The following is an 18,164-nucleotide window of genomic DNA, read 5'->3' on the forward strand; positions in this document are numbered from 1 at the left end:
AGAAATTCCGGCCGTCAAGGTGACACGTCACCTAGGCTCTGTAGCTCAGTTGGTAGAGCGTTCGACTGAAAATCGAAAGGTCACCGGATCGACGCCGGTCGGAGCCACCACTGGGAAGCATCAGTTCGTTGAGAACTGGTGCTTTTCTTCTTTAACACCATCGATTGCTCCGTAAGTGCCGTTCTGACGGGTCAAAAGGGCACTTATGGAGCAATCGATGGTGAGGCGGGCGGCGGCCGGGCTAGACTCGCACGCTGGGGAAAGAACACCAAGGCCGCCGGCAGCCCTGTCAGGGCGGGCGGCGCAATCTCAACCGAAAAGTGATTCTGCAACGTGACTTCGAACAAAATTGCCCGTCCTCTCACCGCAGCCGCCCTCCTCGCAGCCCTGGCCCTCGCCGGCTGCTCGGCCCCGCAGGCCAGCAGCGCGCCGTCGTCCGCCGCGGGCACGTCCAGTGCTTCGGCGTCCGCCACGCCCAGCCCCAGTGAGACCTCCGGACCGTTCGGCGGCTTCACCAGCGCCGCAGAGGCGTGCACAAAGATCTCGGAGCAGGCCACCGGCGCCACACTCCTTCCGCTGTCGGCCGCCCAAGGAAAGACGGCCGAACTGGAACAGTTCAAGGCGGAACTGGCCCAGACCGCGGAGCTCGTCCCGGACAGCCTCAAGGCCGATTTCGCCAACCTCAAGGAGGTGGCCATCGCGGGCGTCACCGACCAGACCGTTTTCTCCAGCGGCAAGCTCCAGGCTGCAATGGCGCCCGTGACAACCTGGATCGCCACGAACTGCAAGTAGCCCCACCGGGGCCGTCGGCGCTGATCCGTCCCCCGCTGCTGACAGGCGGACGCTGACCCCGGTCCCCGCCGCACATCGCCCGTTCCCACGGCCCCCACCTGCGCCGGCCGTGGGAACCGGCGCCGCAAGATTCCCCCGCACGGCCCAAGTCAGGGACTAGGGTTGTGTCAAAGAGAAGGGGGAGTGCGTTATGGAATACCAGAGTTCTCAACCCGTGGCCGGTCCTGTGGACGAACCCGTGCCCGTGCTGCCGGGTCCGGCGGGCAGCGGCCGCACCGTTATTGCGGAAACCGCCATCGCCAAGGTCGCGGGCATTGCCGCCCGATCAGTACCGGGCGTCTACTCGCTGGGATCGGGGCCCTCGCGCGCCCTGGGGGCCATCCGCGACGCCGTGGGCAGCGCCGACCACGCGGCGGGCGTCCGCGTGGAAGTGGGCGAAACCCAAGTGGCCGTGGACATCGACCTTGTCGCGATGTACGGCACCCCCCTGCATTCCCTCGCAGACCAGATCCGTGCCGCCGTCTACTCCGCCGTGGAGGAACTGACGGGGCTGGAGGTGATCGAGGTAAATATCGAGATCAATGACGTTTATGTGCCCGGCCCGGCCAAACCGGCCGCGCCCGCCGAGGTCCGGCCGGTCAGGGAGGCCATCCAATGAGTCTGACGGTAGTGGGAATCGCCATCGGGGCCTTCGTGGCGTTCATGTCCTTCCAGTTCGGTGTGTGGGGCTTCCTCGGCGCCCTGTTCTTCATGGGCATCGGCGCGCTCTTTGGCCGGGCAGCAGAGGGGAAGCTGGACCTGCGCAGCGTGCTCGACGCCCTCACGGGCCGGCGTTCCTCCTCATGAGCATCACGGCCGGGACGCCCGTGCGCGGCGCCGCGATGGCCGGGCACAACCGCATCAGCACCCAGGCCCTGACCAGCGTGGCACGGGCGGCAGCGGGTGAGGCCCTGGGCGTGCCGCCACACGACGTGCGCGCCGCGTGGTCCGACGACGGCGGGCTGCTCGCGCTGTCCCTTGTCATGCCCGTCGCCGTCCCGCCCCTCACGGTGGTTCACCGGGATCCGAACCGCGTCGCGGGCTTCGGCGGTTCCATTTGGGAGCGTGCCGTGGCCGCCAAAGCGGAGATCCTGGGCCGCGTGACCGAACTGACCGGAGCGCAGCTGAGCCGCGTGGACATCCGCATCAGCGGTGCAACTGTGCGAGGGGGAGGTCGGGTGCATTGAGCCAGGAAACCCAGAACGCCGGTACCGGATCCGGCCCGTACGACGCCGGCACGGCGCCGGAGAGCGGACCATTGGGCTCCGGTGCCGCGGGCATGGACCGGGTACTGAAACGGGAGATGCACTCATCGCGGGCCGTTGTCTCCGTGATCGCGGCAGCCCTGGTCATGGCCGTGTGCGCTTACGCGCTGCTCGAAACGGCCGTCCGTGCGATCGGACAGCCGCCGTGGCTCGTGGATCCGCTGACGGCGGCCGAACGGGTGGTCGCCCTCCCCGACGGCGCCCCGCCGCTTTTGCTCGGCGTCACCGGCGCCGTGATCGCCATGGTGGGATTGTTTTTCTTCCTCAACGCCGTGCTGCCGGGCCGGAAGGCGCGGCACCTGCTCCCGGACCGCCGGGCCGCCGTCGTGGTGGACGATGAGGTGATTGCCGCCGCCCTGGCCCGCCGGGCCCGGCTGGCCGCCAACGTGACGCGGGAACAGGTGATGGTGACCGTGTCGCGGAACCGGGTCATGGTCAGCGTCCGGCCGACCTCCGGTGTGCCGCTGCGCCCGGACGCCGTCCTTGAAGCCGTGCGCCGGGAGCTCCAGGAAATGGGCCCCTGGCCCATGCCCGAAGTGCGGATCCAGGTCTCCACGGCCGGGGTGGTGGGGGCATGAACAACACCCCCCGTGTCCTGAACCGCATCCTGATCGGCATCCTTGGCATTAAGGTTTTCGCCATCGGCATCCTCCTGATTCTGATTGTCAGCGTCCCCGCCGTCGCCGCGTGGTGGCACGTCTGGGCGGGCGGCGTCCTGATCTTCTGGCTCGATTTGTTCGAACGGACGCAGTTGCCCCGCAGCCAGGAGAGCTGGCTGTGGATTGCCATCTGCCTGGCGCTGGTGGTGGTGCTTTGCCTGATGGTGGCCTGGGTGGCCCAGCAGGGCAAGGGCCGGACCAGCCTGATCGTGGCCGAGGAGGACCCGGGGGCCGTGGCCGGCAACGTCGGAATCGGCGGCGGCGTGGCCGAGCAGGCGCTCCGTGCGGCCCTCGCGGACCGGCCCGATTTGGCCGGCGTCACGGTGGCCGCCTACGAAATCCGGGGCGAGCCGGCCCTCAAGATTTGGGTGGAGCCCCGCCAGGGGGTCGCCCCGCACACGCTCGCCGCCGAAGTCTCTTCCCTCGTGGAGGCGCTCGACGCGGTGATCGGCAAGCGCACCCCGGTCCTGATCCACATCGGATCCGGGGCGAGGTCGCGGTTCGGCCGGGCCGAGCGGGTCCGCTGAAGCGGCTCCCCGAGGGGCCTATGGAGTCTCCTTTGGATAAAGGTTTCATGTAAACGCTTGCATTCCTCACTGACTGGTGATTAGTGTGATGGTCGGCACACAGACAATACGGCCGTTTTTCACCGGTACTCAGCGAGGAGCACTCCAGTATGAAAACCCGCAAATTCCTACTTCCCGTCGCCACAGCAGGCATTTTGGCCATCACCCTCTCGGCGTGTGGCGGCGGAGGTGGCGGCACTACCGGCGGCGGCGACGCCGCCTCGCAGGGCCTGGATGGACGCGGCCCCATCACCTACGTTCAGGGCAAGGACAACAGCAACGTTGTCCGTCCGCTGATCGAAAAGTGGAACGCAGCCCACCCGAACGAGAAGGTCACCTTCAAGGAGCAGACGGACCAGGCCGACCAGCAGCACGACGACCTCGTACAGCACTTCCAGGCCAAGGACGCCGGCTATGACGTCGCGAGCGTCGACGTCGTCTGGACCGCGGAATTCGCTGCCAAGGGCTGGCTGCAGCCGCTCAAGGACAAGATGGCGCTGGATACCTCGGCCATGCTGAAGCCGACCGTCACGGCCGCGTCCTACAAGGGCACGCTGTACGCGGCACCGGAATCGTCCGACGGCGGCATCCTGTACTACCGCAAGGACCTGGTCCCCACGCCCCCGAAGACCTGGGACGAAATGATCAGCATGTGCTCCGTCGCCAAGGCCAACAACATTGGCTGCTACTCCGGCCAGTTCAAGAAGTACGAGGGCCTGACCGTCAACGCGTCCGAGGCCATCAACTCCGCCGGCGGCGCCGTGCTGGATGCCGATGGCAAGCCCAACCTGCTCACCCCTGAGGCCAAGGCGGGCATGGCGAACCTGACCAAGGCCTACGCCGACGGCGACATTCCCAAGGAGGCCATCACCTTCCAGGAAGAGGAAAGCCGCCAGGCTTTCCAGGACGGCAAGCTGCTGTTCCTGCGCAACTGGCCGTACGTCTACAACCTGGCCACCACTGAAGGATCCTCGAAGGTCAAGGACGTCCTGGGCATGACCGCCCTCCCGGGCAAGGACGGTCCGGGCGCCTCGTCCCTCGGCGGCCACAGCGCCGCGATCAGCGTCTACTCCAAGAACAAGGCCACTGCCTTGGACTTCCTGAAGTTCCTCACCACCGAAGAAACGCAGAAGTTCTTCGCCACGCAGGGTTCGCTCGCTCCGGTGCTCGGCAAGCTCTACGACGACCAGGAGCTCGTCGCCAAGCTGCCGTACCTGCCGGTCCTGAAGACCTCCATCGAGAACGCCGTGCCGCGTCCGGTTACCCCGTTCTACCCGGCCGTTACCAAGGCCATCCAGGAAAACGCGTACTCGGCCATCAAGGGTGAGAAGACCGTAGACGCTGCCCTGTCCGACATGCAGAAGTCCATCGAGTCCGCTAGCGCGGGACAGTAGGTCCATCATGGCAACCGAAGTAGGCCCGACGTCGGTCAAGGCACCGGCGTCGGGCGAGGCCCCGATCCACCACGGCCCCAAGGGCGTCGGGGAGGACAACCGCATCGCGACGCAGGGGCGCTGGGCAGCCTGGCTGCTGGCGCCGACCATCATCGCCTTGTCGGTCGTGATCGTGTACCCGATCATTACCGCCGTTGTGATGTCCTTCCAGAAAGACGCCGGCCTGGACCCAGCCACGGGTCTCTTTGTCGAAGGCGGGCCGGCCGGCTTCTCGAACTACTACAACTGGATTTTCCAGCAATGCCCGGCTCCCGACGGCGGAACCGTTGACTGCCCGCCGGGTACCCTCGGTGCGCAGTTCTGGTCCGCCACCGGCACCACCTTCTTCTTCACCATCGTCACGGTGGCCCTGGAAACAGTGCTCGGCTTCTGGATGGCCGTCATCATGGCGCGCGCCTTCAAGGGCCGCAGCCTGGTCCGTGCAGCCGTCCTGGTGCCGTGGGCCATCCCCACCGCCGTTACGGCCAAGCTGTGGCTGTTCATCTTCGCCTTCGAAGGCATCGGCAACAAGCTCTTCAACACCACAGTCCTGTGGACCGGCAGCGAATGGCCGGCCCGGTGGGCAGTGATCATCGCGGATGTCTGGAAGACCACACCATTTATGGCGCTGCTGATTCTCGCCGGCCTGCAGATGATTCCCGCGGAAGTGTACGAGGCAGCCAAGGTCGACGGCGCCACCGCCTGGCAGCGGTTCCGGATGATCACGCTGCCGCTGGTGAAGCCGGCGCTCATGGTGGCCATCCTGTTCCGCACCCTGGACGCACTGCGCATGTTCGACCTCCCGTACATCCTGACGGGCGGAGCCAACAACACCACCACGCTGTCCATTCTGGTGATCAACCAAATCAGGCAAGGCTTCAACGCGGCGGCGGCGTTGTCCACCATCACGTTCATCATCATCTTTCTGGTGGCTTTCATCTTTGTGCGCTTCCTCGGAGCGAACGTGGTGGAGCAGCAGACCGGCGCAGGTAAGGGGAAGAAATGACCGCCGCGACCGAACTCCGCGCGAAGCAGGACCAGGGGCGCAAGGCGGCGCAGAACCGCGAAAAGTGGGCCAACGGCCGCACCTACATCAGCGCGGTCGTGATCCTCTTCTGGTGCCTGGCCCCGGCCTACTGGATGGTGGTGACGGCGTTCCGCGATGTCGGCTACACCTACGACACCTCGATCCTGCCGACCCACGTGACGCTGGACAACTTCAAGACGGCGTTCGACACCTCCTTCGGCAACCACTTCGGCCAGGCGCTGCTCAACAGCCTCTTCATCGGCACCGTCGTTACCCTGGTGTCGCTGCTGATCGGCGTGTTCGCCGCGTACGCCCTGGCCCGGCTGAACTTCCGGTTCAAGTACCTCGTGCTGGGCTTCATCCTGGGGGCCTCCATGTTCCCCGGCGTCGCCCTCATCACGCCGCTGTTCCAGCTGTTCACGAACATCGGCTGGATGGGCACCTACCAGGCCCTGATCATCCCGAACATCTCGTTCGTGCTGCCACTGACCGTCTACACCATGACGTCCTTCTTCCGGGAGATGCCGTGGGAGCTGGAAGAATCGGCGCGGGTCGACGGATGCACGCAGGGCCAGGCCTTCAGGAAGGTCATCATGCCGCTGGCCGCACCGGCCATCTTCACGACGGCCATCCTGGCATTCATCTCCTCGTGGAATGAATTCCTGATCGCCAGCCAGCTCTCCAGCGACGCAACGCAGCCGGTCACCGTGGCCATTGCCAGCTTCGCCGGTGCACAGCCCAACCAGATCCCGTACACCGCGATCATGGCTGCGGGCACCATCGTGACCATTCCCCTGGTCATCCTGGTCCTGGTATTCCAGCGTAAGATCGTGGCTGGCCTGACCGCCGGTGCGGTTAAATGACTGTGGCGTCATGACGGACGAACAGAACCAGGGCCACGTGCCGCCGACGCGCCGGAAGGTGCGTTCGGGCGAGGATTTCGACATCATCATCGGGTTCCTCGGCTTCTGGGCCGTCGTGCTGCTGGTGGTCACCGTCTGGATGGAAGTGACCGCCCAGCCGGCCCTCTTCTGGGCCCTGGGTCTGCTCGCCATGCTGCTGGCCCTTTACGGGATGATCCGGCTGCGCCGGCGCTTGCCGCGCCGGACCGCCAGCCGGCGCGGCTAGGCAGCCAAGAGCAGGAACTAGTTACAGGAACGACTGCCGCGGGGAGGCAGGGCGCCGCACATCTGCGGGCAGCGCCCTGCCTTCCGCGGACCGTCAATAAGGGGGCAAAGGTGGCACGGACAGAAAGGGCGCAACGGGGCGGCCATTCCGGCGTCAGCATTGAAGATGTTGCCGCCGCTGCCGGCGTATCCACGGCCACCGTATCCCGTGCCGTCCGCGGGCTGCCCCGCGTATCTCCGGCGACGCGGGAGAAGATCCTCGCCATTGCCGAGTCCCTGGGCTACGTCGCCTCGTCCTCGGCGTCCGGCCTGGCGACGGGACGGACCAAGACCATCGGTGTGCTGGCCCCGTTCGTCAGCCGCTGGTTCTTCTCCAAGGCCATCGAGGGCGCAGACCGGGAACTGCACTCGCGCCAGTACAACCTTTCCCTCTTCAATCTTGGCGGCCACGGCAGCAACCGTGAGCGGCTGTTCAGCAAGACCATGGTCTACAAGCAGATCGACGCCCTGCTGGTCCTCTGTATGGCGCTCACCCATGAGGAAATCGATCACCTGCAGAAGATTGACATTCCGCTGGTGGTGGTCGGAGGCCACGTCGAGGAGTGCCCCTACATCGGCATTGACGACTACGCCGCGGCCGCCACCGCGGTCCGGCACCTGATCGGGCTGGGCCACACCGAGATCGCGCTCCTGCACGGCGACGACGAAACCGACCTCAACTTCGACGTCCCCCGGGTCCGGATCCAGGCCTTCCACGACATCATGCGCGAGGCGCGGCTGCCCATCCGGCCCGAATGGGATGTGTGGGGGGACTTCACCGTCCGCAGCGGCCAGGAGGCGTTCCGGCGCCTGTGGACCGCGACCGGGCCCAAGCCCACAGCGATCTTCTGCGCCTCGGACGAGATGGCCATGGGCGTCATTTTCGAGGCGAACAAGGCCGGCGTGCGGGTGCCGCAGGACTTGTCGGTCATCGGGATTGACGACCACGACTTCGCCGAGGCCATGGGGCTCACCACGGTGGGACAGCGCCCGGATCTGCAGGCCGAACTCGGCACCAAGATGCTGCTGGACGAGCTCGACGGCATTCCCGGGGCCGTGCAGTCCGCCGTGGCGCCGCACCGGCTGATCGTGCGGACGACGACGGCGCCGCCGCTGCGCCGGTCGGCCGGCGTGGCCTAGGCTTCTGGCCTAGGAAGCGCGGGCAAGCTGCCGGATTGGCACCCAACGCGTGGCCAGCCGGCGGTAGGCCGCGGCGGCGCCGGTCATGTCGCCTTCAGCCAGGCACTCGATGCCGAGCCGCACGTCCAGCGGCGAATCGTCCGGGTAGACCTTGTCCGCCACCGCGCCGTAGTCCAGTTCCACTGCCGAATCCGGGTGGAAGAGCTCAAGCCATTCCGTGAGCTGGGTCAGGTCCTCGAGCATGTCCAGGTCCGGCGCGGCGAGGGCCAGGTGTGCCACGGCGTAGCTCACGCGCTCCAGCGCCTTGCCTATGCCCGCGCGGATCCGGACGGTCACAATGTGGCCCTCGGATTCGACGACGTCGGTGGGATCCGACTCCTGGAAGAGGCAGAACCAGCTGAAGGGAATGCCCCACGTGGACGCCCGGGTGTGGACCCTGCTCAGGCCATCGTGTGCCCGGACCTCGTCGATGCGTTCCTGGTGCTTGTCCCGCTGTTCTTCCGGGATCAGGAGCTGGGCCAGGGGCCCGTGGATGCCTTCCATCAGGGCATTGGCGGCCAGCCCGGCGCGCAGGACAAGCTGGCTGGGGCAGTACAGCAGCTTGTCGGCCTGCCGCGCGGCAGCCCCGGGGCCGGGCTCGGCGGCGTCGCGGGCTGCGCCGGAGGACGCCTGCCGTGCCGGGGCCGGGACGACGCGCACGAGGTCGGTCCGGCCGGTGGGAAAAGGGTCCCCGTCGGAACGGGTGATGCGGCCCAGGGAGGCCAGGAGCTCGGCATTCTCCACGGCGGCGCGGGACGCCAGGCCCGCGCCCGCAGTCCGCAGGGTTTCCTGCTGCTGCTCGGGGAACGCCTCGAGGGGCTCGTAGATCCGGAGCGCGGAAGAGAACGGCAGGCCGGCCTGGCCGCGGTAAATGTTCCCGGTCATTGGATCACCACGCTTCCCTGGGCGGCAGCCACTAGTCCGCCAGTTCCGCAATCACCGGCGCGTGGTCCGAGGCGCCCTTGCCCTTGCGCTCCTCGCGGTCGATCACCGCGCCGGTGACCCGTGCCGCCAGGGCCGGGGAGCCGAGGATGAAGTCGATCCGCATGCCCTCCTTCTTCGGGAAGCGGAGCTGCGTGTAGTCCCAGTAGGTGTACACCCCAGGTCCCGGGGTGTGCGGGCGGACGACGTCCTGGAAGCCGGCCTCCTCAAAAGCGTGGAAGGCGGCGCGCTCGGGCTCGCTGACGTGGGTCATGGCGTTGGCGCGGAAGAAGTCGATGTCCCAGACGTCGTCGTCCTGCGGGGCGATATTGAAATCGCCCATCAGCGCGATCTGCGCCTGGGGATCGTCCTTGACCCAGGTGCCGGCGTGGGATTTCAGGATGTCCAGCCAGTTGAGCTTGTAGGGCATGTGTTCGTCGTCGAGGGAGCGGCCGTTGGGGACGTAGAGGCTCCAGACCCGGATGCCGCCGCAGGTGGCGCCGATCGCGCGGGCCTCCTGCACGGCGTCCTTGCCGTTCTTGCCGAACACGGGCTGGTCCAGGAAGGTGCGTTCGACGTCGTCGAGTCCCACCCGCGAGGCGATCGCCACGCCGTTCCACTGGCTCAGGCCGAAGTGCGCCACCTCATAGCCCATGCTCTCGAAAAGCTCCCAGGGAAAGTTCTCGTCCTTGCACTTAGTTTCCTGGATAGCGAGGACGTCACAGTCCGTGCGCTGAAGCCAGGCCTCCACACGGTCGGCGCGGGCACGGAGCGAGTTCACATTCCAGGTAGCAATCTTCACAGTCCCTAACTTACCGAACTTGGCCCCCGGGCGAAGCAGTCGGCCGCTTCCGTCCTCTGGAAATTAGTAGGAAGTCCGAGTATATTCGGCTTCAGAGATGATCTGGGTCACATGCAAAGGAGCAGTTGGTCATGGTTCGAGAGCTATCCCATTACATTGGCGGGCAGCGGGTGGAAGGCACTTCCGGCCGGTTCAGCGATGTGTACGATCCCTGTACCGGTGAGGTCCAGGCCCGCTTGCCGCTGGCCAGCGTCGAGGAAGTGCGCAACGCGATTGCCAGCGCGGAAAAGGGGCAGGCGGAATGGGCTGCGATGAATCCGCAGCGCCGCGGCCGGATTCTGCTCAAGTTCGTGGATCTGGTCAACGAGCACATGGACGAACTCGCCACCCTGCTCTCCTCCGAGCACGGCAAGACCTTCCTCGACGCCAAGGGGGACATCCAGCGCGGCATCGAAGTCGTCGAGTTCTCCGCAAGCGCGCCGCACCTGCTCAAGGGCGAGTTCACCGACAGCGCCGGAACCGGCATCGATGTCCACTCGATGCGCCAGCCGCTCGGCGTCGTCGCCGGCATCACGCCGTTCAACTTCCCGGCCATGATCCCGCTCTGGAAGTCCGGTCCTGCGCTCGCCGCGGGCAATTCCTTCATCCTCAAGCCCTCCGAGCGGGACCCGTCTGTGCCGCTTCGCCTGGCCGAGCTCTTCACCGAGGCCGGACTTCCCGACGGTGTCTTCAACGTGGTCAACGGCGACAAGGAAGCCGTGGACGCGCTGCTGGAAGATCCGCGGGTCCAGGCCATCGGGTTCGTCGGCTCCACGCCCATTGCCCAGTACATCTACGCGACCGCCGCGGCCAACGGCAAACGTGCCCAGTGCTTCGGCGGCGCCAAAAACCACATGGTGATCATGCCGGACGCGGACCTGGACATGGCCGCGGACGCCTTGATCGGCGCCGGCTTCGGCTCGGCCGGAGAGCGCTGCATGGCCATCTCGGTCGCGGTGCCGGTGGGGCGGAAGACCGCCGACGTGCTGGTGGAGAAGCTGCAGGAACGGATCGCGGGCCTGAAGGTCGGCCCCAGCCTGGCCAAGGATTCGGACTTCGGCCCGGTGGTGGCGGCCTCCGCGAAGGAGCGGATCGAAGGCTACATCGCCTCCGGCGTCGAGGAAGGCGCCAGCCTCGTGACCGATGGCCGCGGACTCAAAGTCGAGGGCTACGACGGCGGCTTCTGGATCGGCCCGACGCTTTTCGACAACGTCACGAAGGACATGAAGATCTACAAGGAAGAGATCTTCGGCCCGGTCCTCAGCGTGCTCCGCGCCGAGGACTACGACGAAGCCCTCCGGCTCTGCAGCGAACACGAGTTCGGCAATGGCGTGGCCATCTTCACCCGCGACGGCGACGCCGCCCGTGACTTCGCCAGCCGGGTCCAGGTGGGCATGGTGGGCATCAACGTCCCCATTCCGGTGCCGATCGCCTACTACACCTTTGGCGGCTGGAAGGCGTCGGGCTTCGGCGACCTCAACCAGCACGGCGCGGACGCCTTCCGCTTCTACACAAAGACCAAGACGGTCACCACCCGCTGGCCCTCGGGCGTGCGCAGCGGCGCCAGCTTCGTCATGCCGGAAGGCAGCTGATGGGGGCGGAAGTTGCGCGGGAAGCGGCCAGCGGAGCCGCGGCCGGCGGAGCAGCGGCCGGCGAACGCTTGCCCGGGGAAGCAGAGGAAGTCCTGTTTGAACGGCGCGGCAGCCTCGGCGTCGTGACCCTCAACCGGCCCGCGGCCGTCAACGCCCTGACGGCCGGGATGGCCGCCGCCATGCTGGAGCAGCTCACGCTCTGGGCCGACGACGACGCCATTGCTACGGTGCTGGTCCGCGGCGCCGGCGACCGGGGCCTCTGCGCCGGCGGCGACATCGTCGCCATCTACCGGGACATGCTCGACGGCGGGGATGCCACCGCGGACTTCTGGGCGGACGAGTACCGGCTGAACCTGCTGATCTCTGAATACCCCAAGCCCTACGTGGCGTTCATGGACGGGCTGGTCCTGGGCGGCGGCGTCGGGATCTCGGCGCACGGCTCCGTGCGGATCGTCACCGACCGGACCCGCACGGGCATGCCCGAAACGACGATCGGCTTCGTGCCCGACGTCGGCGGCACCCTGCTGCTCTCCGGCTCACCGGGGGAGACCGGCACACACGCGGCCCTGACCGGCGCCCACCTGAGCGGGGCGGACGCGCTGTTCCTGGGCCTCGCCGACAGCTTTGTGCCCTCCGACCGTTTGCCGGAACTGGCTGCAGCGCTCGAAACCGAGGCGGCCGGCGCCGCCGTCGCCCGCTTCACCGAACCGGCTCCGGCGTCGGTGCTCGCGGCACAGCAGGAATGGATCGACGCCTGCTACTCCAGCGACGACGCCGAGGAGATCCTGAGCCGCCTCCGCGCCCTTGGCGGAGAAGCTGGCGGAGAGGCCGCCGCGGCCGCCGACACAATCGAGGCGAAGTCGCCGACGGCGGTGAAGGTGGCGCTGGAGTCCCTGCGCCGCGTTCGCGGGCTGGGCCTGGCGCAGGCGCTCGAGCAGGAGTACCGCGTGGGCCTGCACTTCCTCGCCGGACCGGACTTCCGCGAGGGGATCCGGGCCCAGGTGGTGGACAAGGACCGCAACCCGCGCTGGAAGCCCGCCACCCTCGCGGAGGTCACCCCGGCGGACGTCGCTGCCTACTTCGCCCCGCTGGATGGACGCGAACTGAAGCTCTCCCCGCAGGAGAGGAACAAGGAGAAGAACAATGTCTGAAGCAGGAGCGCCGGAAACAGGCACCATCGCCTTCCTGGGCCTCGGGCACATGGGCGGGCCCATGGCCGTGAACCTGGTCAAGGCCGGCTACCAGGTGACCGGCTTCGACGTCGTGCCGGCGGCCCTGGACGCGGCCCGGGAGCACGGCATTCCAACGGCCGGGACGGCAGCGGAGGCCACCGCGGGGGCCGCCGTCGTGCTGACCATGCTGCCCAGCGGGAAGCACCTCCTGGACGCCTACCGGGGCACCGGCGGTGCGCCCGGCCTGCTTGAAGTGGCCGCCCCGGGCACCATGTTCCTGGACTGTTCCACGATCAACGTGGACGAGGCCCGCGAGGCCGCGGAACTCGCCGTCGCGGCCGGGCACCGGGCCGTCGACGCCCCCGTATCCGGAGGCGTCGTGGGGGCCGAGGCCGGCACACTCACGTTCATGGTCGGTGCCCTCCCGGAGGATTTCGAGGCCGTCAAGCCCCTGCTGGAAGTCATGGGCAAACGGGTGGTTCACTGCGGCGCGCACGGTGCGGGCCAGTCGGCCAAGATCTGCAACAACATGATCCTGGGCGTCTCGATGATCGCCGTCAGCGAGGCCTTTGTGCTGGGCGAGAAGCTCGGGCTGACCCACCAGGCGCTCTTCGACGTCGCGTCCGCCGCCTCCGGACAGTGCTGGGCGCTGACCACCAATTGCCCGGTGCCGGGGCCGGTCCCGACGAGCCCCGCCAACCGGGACTACCAGCCCGGCTTCGCCGGGGCGCTCATGGCCAAGGATCTCAATCTGGCCCTCAACGCGCTCCAAAGCACCGGCGTCGCTGCCCGGCTCGGCCCGCTCGCCGCCGAAATTTACGATACGTTTGCCGCGGAAGGCGGCGCCGGCCGGGACTTCTCCGGCATCATCACCGACATCCGCGAAAAGTCTGAAACAGGCACGTCGGAAGCAGGCAAACCGGGATCCGGCACGCCGGGCGGCAGCCCCGCCGACACCCACGGGCCGAGGCCTTGACCGACAACAGGGCCCGGCGCCGGGCCCGCAACCAGTACCACCGAAGGGGACCACTTTTATGACGGAACAGTACGCGAACATCCTGGTGGAGCGCCGCGGCCGGGTAGGCCTGGTGACGCTCAACCGGCCCGAGGCCCTGAACGCCCTGAACAAGGCCACAATGGACGAGCTGGTGGGGGCCGTCACCGCGATGGACGCGGACCCGGAGGTCGGTGCCGTGGTGGTGACCGGCTCGGCGAAGGCCTTCGCCGCCGGTGCGGACATCAAGGAAATGCAGTCCAAGGGCTACATGGACATGTACGCGGCGGACTGGTTCCGCGGCTGGGAGGACTTCACCCGGCTCCGCATCCCGGTCGTGGCGGCCGTGTCCGGCTTCGCGCTGGGCGGCGGCTGTGAGCTGGCCATGATGTGCGATTTCATCATCGCCGGTGACAACGCCAAATTCGGCCAGCCGGAAATCAACCTCGGCGTGCTCCCGGGCATGGGCGGCTCGCAGCGGCTGACCCGCGCGGTGGGCAAGGCCAAGGCGATGGACATGATCCTGACCGGCCGCTTCATGGACGCCGAGGAAGCCGAACGCGCGGGCCTGGTGTCCCGCGTGGTCCCGGCCGCGGACGTCGTCGAGGAAGCCCTGAAGGCCGCCGGGGTGATCGCCTCCAAGTCCAAGCCCGTGGCGATGGTGGCCAAGGAAGCGGTCAACGCGGCTTTTGAGACCGGGCTGGCCCAGGGCGTGCTGTTCGAACGGCGGGTGTTCCACTCGCTGTTCGCCACCGAGGACCAGAAGGAAGGCATGGCTGCCTTCACCGAGAAGCGCCAACCGGAGTTCAACCACCGCTGAGGCCATACCGGCCACCGGTGTTTGGGGCCACCGTTTTAGGGGCACGGCGCGTTTGGGGCACGGGGCGTGGCCGGCAGGGAGGCAGCCATGACCACCGGATTCCTGGGCGTCGCAGCGTCCCCGGAGGAGGTCGGCGCCTTCGTCCCGGGCGACGCGCTGGTCCCCGCCCCGGACGTGGTGATGGACCGCGGCTTCGACCTGCCCGGGCTGCCCGACGCCGTCTGGCCCTGGATCGTGCAGCTGGGCAAGGAGCGCTCCGGCTGGTACCTGCCACGGTGGGGCGAAGCACTGATCCCGGCCGCGCGCCGGGCCCTCCGGACCATTGACCCGGCACTCCAGGCCCTCAGGGTGGGTGACGTCATTGCGGACTGGGGCGGGCCCGGAGCCGCTTTCGAGATCGTGGCCGTCGACCGGCTGCGGGCGCTCGTGCACCGCTCGCAGCGCGGCGCGCTGGCCGTCAGCTGGGCGATCATGCTGCGGCCGGGCCGCCGTCGTCACGTGAAGATGTCTGCGACGTACCTCCCGTGCGTGCGTTCCACTTCATCCATCCACGCCTCGGCGTCGGGTTTAGAGGCGCCGGTCGCTTCCTGATAGATCAGGACGCACGTGTCCCGGACCTGCGGCGCCATGTGCTTGCCGTCGCCGCAGACATAGACCGTGGCGCCCTGCTTGACCAGTTCGACGACGTCGGCCCGGTCTGCCCACAGCCGGTCCTGGACGTACTTCAGGCCGTCTTCGGGCGCGGTGGAGAAGACCGGCCGCAGATCAAGGTTGGCCTGCTCTGCCCACGATGCCAGTTCCGCGCTGTAGAGGAAGTCGGTGTCCGGGGCCCGACAGCCGAAGAACAGCAGGGCGGGCGCCGGCGTCGTGTCCTCGGCCTCGGCCCGCAGCGCCCGGTCCTGGACGAAGCCGCGGAACGGCGCCAGCCCGGTCCCTGCGCAGACCATGATGAGCGGGACCTCCAGCGACGGCGGCGGGTGGAAGGCCGCGTTCGAGGGACGGACAGTCACCGCGACCCGTGAGCCGGGCCTGGCCTGGGCGAGGTAGGTGGAGGAGGCGCCCTCGAAGACGCCGCGGCCAGACCACGCCGGGGCCTGGACGACGGCAAAGGTCAAGGTGGCGTGGTCGGGGCTCCAGAGCGGGGACGAGGAAATGGAGTAGCGCCGCGGGGTCAGCTGGGTCAGCAGTTGCAGGAACGAGGTGAACGACAGCTGGCATGACGGATACGTTTCCAGCAGGTCCAGGAGCGAGACCCGCTTGTCCAGGATCTCCTCCGCATACCGCCCGCGGTCCTGGGCCAGGGCCTCAAGCTCGGCGCGGTGTGCCGGATCCGCCGCGACATCGGCCAGGTCCTCGAGCTGGATGCGGGTGGCAGGAATCGCGAGCTCGACGTAGCTGCTCAGCAGTTCGCCTACGGCCACGGGCGCGCCAGTGGGTAGGAACGTGTCTCCCCGTTCCATGCTTAGCTGGACGTGCGAGTCGTAGTCGAGGCTGAATCGGGCCAGGGCGCGCTGCACGAGTGTGCTGGGGTTCAGCGGCAGCACGGCCAGGTAGTCCCCGGTCCGGTAGCTCATCCCCTCGGGCAGGGCGATCTCGACATGCCGCTTGGACCGGGCGCCGGGCTTGGCCAGATCGACCAGCTCCCGGTTCGCCACGACGGTGCCCAGGGCCAGCTCGTTCTGGCGCAGCAGCGGGTCCCGGACGTTGCCGACGAACTGCAGTTCAAGCTGGGGCTGTGCGGTGGGGTTGCTGGTCCTCTGCCCGAGGGCGGCGTCCACGGCCGGCCAGAATCCGGCATACCACTCTTCGAAGTCGCCGAAGAAGTCCCCGCGGGCGTTGGCTTCGCCCCGGGCATAGATCCGGGCGGCGCCGGCCGCCTCGAGCCGAGCATCGATGGCCTTGGGCACCTCCTGGTACGTTCGCGCCCAGTCCTTGTTGCCGTTGCCGAAGACGGCGTACCGCACACCCGCCAGACTGCCCGCCTGCAGGCCCTCGGTCCAGGCCACAAATTTCCGGGCGTTGTCCGGCGGCTGTCCCTCGTAGGAGGACGTGACGATGGTGGTGAGTCCCTCCGACGGCAATCCGCCGGCCGCCTCGTCGAGCGGGCCGATGGTGGGGCTGTAGCCGCGCCGTCCGGCGTCGTTGGCGATGCGCTGGGCGAAGTCCTTGGACGTGCCCGCATTGGAACCGTAGAGCACGCGGATCGGAACGCCGTTGGGCGCGGAGGCCGCCGCTTCCGCCTGCCGGGCATGTTCGACGGCGGCCGGCGGCCCGGCTGCGATGGTGACGTCCCGCCGGCGCACATGGATGAACAGCCCTTCGGGCTTCATGGTCAGGGTGTGCTTGATGTGCAGTTCATAGCCCGGGTCCGCGGCCGTGACGTCGAACCGCTGCAGGAGCTTGGCCAGGAAGAGCATGGCCTCCTGCAGGGCAAACCCACGGCCGATGCAGGAGCGCTGCCCGTTGCCGAAGGGCTTCCAGGCATTGGCGGGGATCTCCGCGGCCCGTTCCGGGGAGAACCGGTCCGGATCGAAGATCTCGGCATCCTCGCCCCACGCCTCCTTGTCCCGGTGCAGCAGCGGTATAAGGACCAGGATGGGCTGGCCCGCCGGAAGGTCGTAGCGGCCGCCCAGGGTGGTGTCCTGGAACGGCGCGAGGTTGAACGCCGGGGCGGTGGGCCACAGCCGCAGCGTCTCCTTGAGGATCTGGTCCAGGTACCCCAGCCGGGGCAGGTGCTCGAACCGGGCGCTCTCGGTGCCGAGGACCTCGTCTACCTGGGCGCGTGCCTTGGCCAGGACGGCGGGATGGCGGAGCAGTTCGTAGAGGGCGAAGGAGAGCAGGCCGCTGGTGGTCTCGTGCCCGGCCACCAGGAAGGTGACCATCTGATAGCGGATGTTTTCCTCGTCCAGCCGCTCGCCGGTCACCGGATCCGCGGCGTTGAGCATGGTGTCCAGGATGTCTTCGCTGCCCGCCGGGCTGGGGTTGCGCCGGCGTTCGCTGATCATCTGGTCCGCGACCTCGAACATCAGGGCATGGTCTTCCTCGAGCTGGTGGCGCCGGCGGAGCATGATCTTGTTCTGGACCGGGAGCCTGCGCGCCCGGCTCCCGGACTCGACCAGGGACCGGACCATGGCCCCGACGAAGGGATGCAGCTCTTCCCGGTAGAGGCTGTTGAAGCGGTAGCTGAACGAGCACAGGGCAATCGTGTCCAGGGTCAGCCGGGTGGTGTTGTCCGGAACGTCGATACGGGCCGTGGGGCCGAGCCTCTCCCACTTCAGGAGCAGCTGTTCGGCGATGTCGTCCATCCCGCTGAACATCCGCTTCAGCGCCGCGGGCCCGAACGCGGGCATCAGGATCCGGTGCGCCTTCTGCCAGTTTGGTTCTTCTGTCCTTGCGGTGAACAGGCCGTCGCCGATGAAATCCCGCACCTCCCGAAGGGAGACGCCGAGCACCTTGCCGAAACGGGACTCGTCGCACACTTCGTTGACGAGCTCCTGGGAGGAGATGGCGATGACGCTGCGGTTGAAAAACTGGATGCGGACAATGGGGCCGTACCGCTCGGCCACCTCGACTATTCCCAGGATCCCCTTGCTGGAGTCGATGTCGGGCAAATTGCCGACCACCGGCTTCGGGGGAGGCTGCGGTATGGGGACGCTGGGCGAAGTCATGGCCCCTCCTAGGCGATTGCCAATCGAGGC

19 protein-coding genes and 1 tRNA gene are annotated in these 18,164 nt (G+C 67.7%); 17 read left to right on the top strand and 3 right to left on the bottom strand.

Annotated elements, in window-relative coordinates; translation table 11 throughout:
- Nucleotides 1-34 precede the first annotated feature (34 nt).
- From ACFVTM_RS02695 to ACFVTM_RS02750, 12 genes are all read left to right on the top strand, one after another.
- Nucleotides 35-110: transfer RNA gene (locus tag ACFVTM_RS02695), tRNA-Phe, on the top strand.
- A gap of 223 nt (nucleotides 111-333) precedes the next feature.
- Entirely contained in the window at nucleotides 334-792 is a 459-nt protein-coding gene (locus ACFVTM_RS02700; RefSeq protein WP_390201822.1) for a hypothetical protein, read from the top strand.
- A 190-nt stretch (nucleotides 793-982) separates the two neighbouring features.
- Nucleotides 983-1,450 carry an Asp23/Gls24 family envelope stress response protein gene (locus tag ACFVTM_RS02705; RefSeq protein WP_390201823.1) on the top strand — a complete coding sequence of 156 codons (468 nt, stop codon included), beginning with the start codon at nucleotides 983-985 and terminating at the stop codon, nucleotides 1,448-1,450.
- Nucleotides 1,447-1,638, top strand: coding sequence for a hypothetical protein (locus ACFVTM_RS02710; protein ID WP_390201824.1), 192 nt, complete (start codon nucleotides 1,447-1,449; stop codon nucleotides 1,636-1,638). Before ACFVTM_RS02705 ends, ACFVTM_RS02710 begins: the two co-directional genes overlap by 4 nt.
- Nucleotides 1,635-2,018, top strand: coding sequence for a hypothetical protein (locus ACFVTM_RS02715; RefSeq protein ID WP_390201825.1), 384 nt, complete (start codon nucleotides 1,635-1,637; stop codon nucleotides 2,016-2,018). Before ACFVTM_RS02710 ends, ACFVTM_RS02715 begins: the two co-directional genes overlap by 4 nt.
- Nucleotides 2,015-2,674 carry a DUF6286 domain-containing protein gene (locus ACFVTM_RS02720; RefSeq protein WP_390201826.1) on the top strand — a complete coding sequence of 220 codons (660 nt, stop codon included), beginning with the start codon at nucleotides 2,015-2,017 and terminating at the stop codon, nucleotides 2,672-2,674. Before ACFVTM_RS02715 ends, ACFVTM_RS02720 begins: the two co-directional genes overlap by 4 nt.
- Nucleotides 2,671-3,282: a hypothetical protein gene (locus tag ACFVTM_RS02725; RefSeq protein ID WP_390201827.1), complete on the top strand. Its 612-nt coding sequence runs from the start codon at nucleotides 2,671-2,673 to the stop codon at nucleotides 3,280-3,282. Before ACFVTM_RS02720 ends, ACFVTM_RS02725 begins: the two co-directional genes overlap by 4 nt.
- Nucleotides 3,283-3,431: 149 nt before the next feature.
- A complete protein-coding gene (locus tag ACFVTM_RS02730; protein WP_390201828.1) occupies nucleotides 3,432-4,715 on the top strand; it encodes an ABC transporter substrate-binding protein in 1,284 nt (427 codons plus the stop codon).
- A gap of 7 nt (nucleotides 4,716-4,722) precedes the next feature.
- Nucleotides 4,723-5,760, top strand: coding sequence for a carbohydrate ABC transporter permease (locus tag ACFVTM_RS02735; RefSeq protein WP_390201829.1), 1,038 nt, complete (start codon nucleotides 4,723-4,725; stop codon nucleotides 5,758-5,760).
- A complete protein-coding gene (locus ACFVTM_RS02740; RefSeq protein WP_390201830.1) occupies nucleotides 5,757-6,644 on the top strand; it encodes a carbohydrate ABC transporter permease in 888 nt (295 codons plus the stop codon). The genes ACFVTM_RS02735 and ACFVTM_RS02740 overlap by 4 nt, the downstream gene beginning before the upstream one ends.
- Nucleotides 6,645-6,654: 10 nt before the next feature.
- Nucleotides 6,655-6,909 (top strand): hypothetical protein, encoded by a 255-nt coding sequence (locus ACFVTM_RS02745; protein WP_390201831.1) that lies wholly within the window; start codon nucleotides 6,655-6,657, stop codon nucleotides 6,907-6,909.
- Between the two features lie 110 nt (nucleotides 6,910-7,019).
- A complete protein-coding gene (locus tag ACFVTM_RS02750; protein ID WP_390201832.1) occupies nucleotides 7,020-8,087 on the top strand; it encodes a LacI family DNA-binding transcriptional regulator in 1,068 nt (355 codons plus the stop codon).
- Between the two features lie 9 nt (nucleotides 8,088-8,096).
- Here the strand turns inward: ACFVTM_RS02750 and ACFVTM_RS02755 are convergent, their stop codons facing one another.
- Both ACFVTM_RS02755 and ACFVTM_RS02760 read right to left on the bottom strand, forming a co-directional pair.
- Complete coding sequence (locus ACFVTM_RS02755; RefSeq protein ID WP_390201833.1) at nucleotides 8,097-9,011, bottom strand: hypothetical protein; 915 nt, start codon at nucleotides 9,009-9,011, stop codon at nucleotides 8,097-8,099.
- A gap of 31 nt (nucleotides 9,012-9,042) precedes the next feature.
- The gene (locus ACFVTM_RS02760) at nucleotides 9,043-9,849 is read right to left on the bottom strand and encodes an exodeoxyribonuclease III (RefSeq protein WP_390201834.1); all 807 of its coding nucleotides are present in this window, start codon (nucleotides 9,847-9,849) and stop codon (nucleotides 9,043-9,045) included.
- A 131-nt stretch (nucleotides 9,850-9,980) separates the two neighbouring features.
- On the opposite strand from ACFVTM_RS02760, the gene ACFVTM_RS02765 reads away from it, so the two are divergent.
- The 5 genes from ACFVTM_RS02765 (at nucleotide 9,981) to ACFVTM_RS02785 (ending at nucleotide 15,057) form a co-directional block, all read left to right on the top strand.
- Nucleotides 9,981-11,480, top strand: coding sequence for a CoA-acylating methylmalonate-semialdehyde dehydrogenase (locus tag ACFVTM_RS02765; RefSeq protein ID WP_390201835.1), 1,500 nt, complete (start codon nucleotides 9,981-9,983; stop codon nucleotides 11,478-11,480).
- A complete protein-coding gene (locus ACFVTM_RS02770) occupies nucleotides 11,480-12,631 on the top strand; it encodes an enoyl-CoA hydratase/isomerase family protein (protein WP_390201836.1) in 1,152 nt (383 codons plus the stop codon). The genes ACFVTM_RS02765 and ACFVTM_RS02770 overlap by 1 nt, the downstream gene beginning before the upstream one ends.
- Entirely contained in the window at nucleotides 12,624-13,628 is a 1,005-nt protein-coding gene (mmsB, locus tag ACFVTM_RS02775; protein WP_390201837.1) for a 3-hydroxyisobutyrate dehydrogenase, read from the top strand. Before ACFVTM_RS02770 ends, mmsB begins: the two co-directional genes overlap by 8 nt.
- Before the next feature lie 58 nt (nucleotides 13,629-13,686).
- A complete protein-coding gene (locus ACFVTM_RS02780; protein WP_390201838.1) occupies nucleotides 13,687-14,466 on the top strand; it encodes an enoyl-CoA hydratase in 780 nt (259 codons plus the stop codon).
- 87 nt (nucleotides 14,467-14,553) lie between these two features.
- Entirely contained in the window at nucleotides 14,554-15,057 is a 504-nt protein-coding gene (locus tag ACFVTM_RS02785; RefSeq protein WP_390201840.1) for a hypothetical protein, read from the top strand.
- Here ACFVTM_RS02785 and ACFVTM_RS02790 read toward each other — a convergent pair.
- Nucleotides 14,961-18,134, bottom strand: coding sequence for a bifunctional cytochrome P450/NADPH--P450 reductase (locus ACFVTM_RS02790; protein ID WP_390201841.1), 3,174 nt, complete (start codon nucleotides 18,132-18,134; stop codon nucleotides 14,961-14,963). The genes ACFVTM_RS02785 and ACFVTM_RS02790 overlap by 97 nt on opposite strands.
- Between the last annotated feature and the right edge of the window lie 30 nt (nucleotides 18,135-18,164).

It is taken from the genome of Arthrobacter sp. NPDC058130 (assembly GCF_042884475.1).
GTDB lineage: Bacteria > Actinomycetota > Actinomycetes > Actinomycetales > Micrococcaceae > Arthrobacter.

What these genes read in the sequence shown, in the direction of transcription:
- mmsB (WP_390201837.1), top strand. Translation starts at nt 12,624, where the DNA reads ATGTCTGAAGCAGGAGCGCCGGAAACAGGCACCATCGCCTTCCTGGGC.
- ACFVTM_RS02755 (WP_390201833.1), bottom strand. Translation starts at nt 9,011, where the DNA reads ATGACCGGGAACATTTACCGCGGCCAGGCCGGCCTGCCGTTCTCTTCC.
- ACFVTM_RS02785 (WP_390201840.1), top strand. Translation starts at nt 14,554, where the DNA reads ATGACCACCGGATTCCTGGGCGTCGCAGCGTCCCCGGAGGAGGTCGGC.
- ACFVTM_RS02715 (WP_390201825.1), top strand. Translation starts at nt 1,635, where the DNA reads ATGAGCATCACGGCCGGGACGCCCGTGCGCGGCGCCGCGATGGCCGGG.
- ACFVTM_RS02725 (WP_390201827.1), top strand. Translation starts at nt 2,671, where the DNA reads ATGAACAACACCCCCCGTGTCCTGAACCGCATCCTGATCGGCATCCTT.
- ACFVTM_RS02780 (WP_390201838.1), top strand. Translation starts at nt 13,687, where the DNA reads ATGACGGAACAGTACGCGAACATCCTGGTGGAGCGCCGCGGCCGGGTA.
- ACFVTM_RS02790 (WP_390201841.1), bottom strand. Translation starts at nt 18,134, where the DNA reads ATGACTTCGCCCAGCGTCCCCATACCGCAGCCTCCCCCGAAGCCGGTG.
- ACFVTM_RS02770 (WP_390201836.1), top strand. Translation starts at nt 11,480, where the DNA reads ATGGGGGCGGAAGTTGCGCGGGAAGCGGCCAGCGGAGCCGCGGCCGGC.
- ACFVTM_RS02735 (WP_390201829.1), top strand. Translation starts at nt 4,723, where the DNA reads ATGGCAACCGAAGTAGGCCCGACGTCGGTCAAGGCACCGGCGTCGGGC.
- ACFVTM_RS02705 (WP_390201823.1), top strand. Translation starts at nt 983, where the DNA reads ATGGAATACCAGAGTTCTCAACCCGTGGCCGGTCCTGTGGACGAACCC.
- ACFVTM_RS02765 (WP_390201835.1), top strand. Translation starts at nt 9,981, where the DNA reads ATGGTTCGAGAGCTATCCCATTACATTGGCGGGCAGCGGGTGGAAGGC.
- ACFVTM_RS02710 (WP_390201824.1), top strand. Translation starts at nt 1,447, where the DNA reads ATGAGTCTGACGGTAGTGGGAATCGCCATCGGGGCCTTCGTGGCGTTC.
- ACFVTM_RS02730 (WP_390201828.1), top strand. Translation starts at nt 3,432, where the DNA reads ATGAAAACCCGCAAATTCCTACTTCCCGTCGCCACAGCAGGCATTTTG.
- ACFVTM_RS02745 (WP_390201831.1), top strand. Translation starts at nt 6,655, where the DNA reads ATGACGGACGAACAGAACCAGGGCCACGTGCCGCCGACGCGCCGGAAG.
- ACFVTM_RS02740 (WP_390201830.1), top strand. Translation starts at nt 5,757, where the DNA reads ATGACCGCCGCGACCGAACTCCGCGCGAAGCAGGACCAGGGGCGCAAG.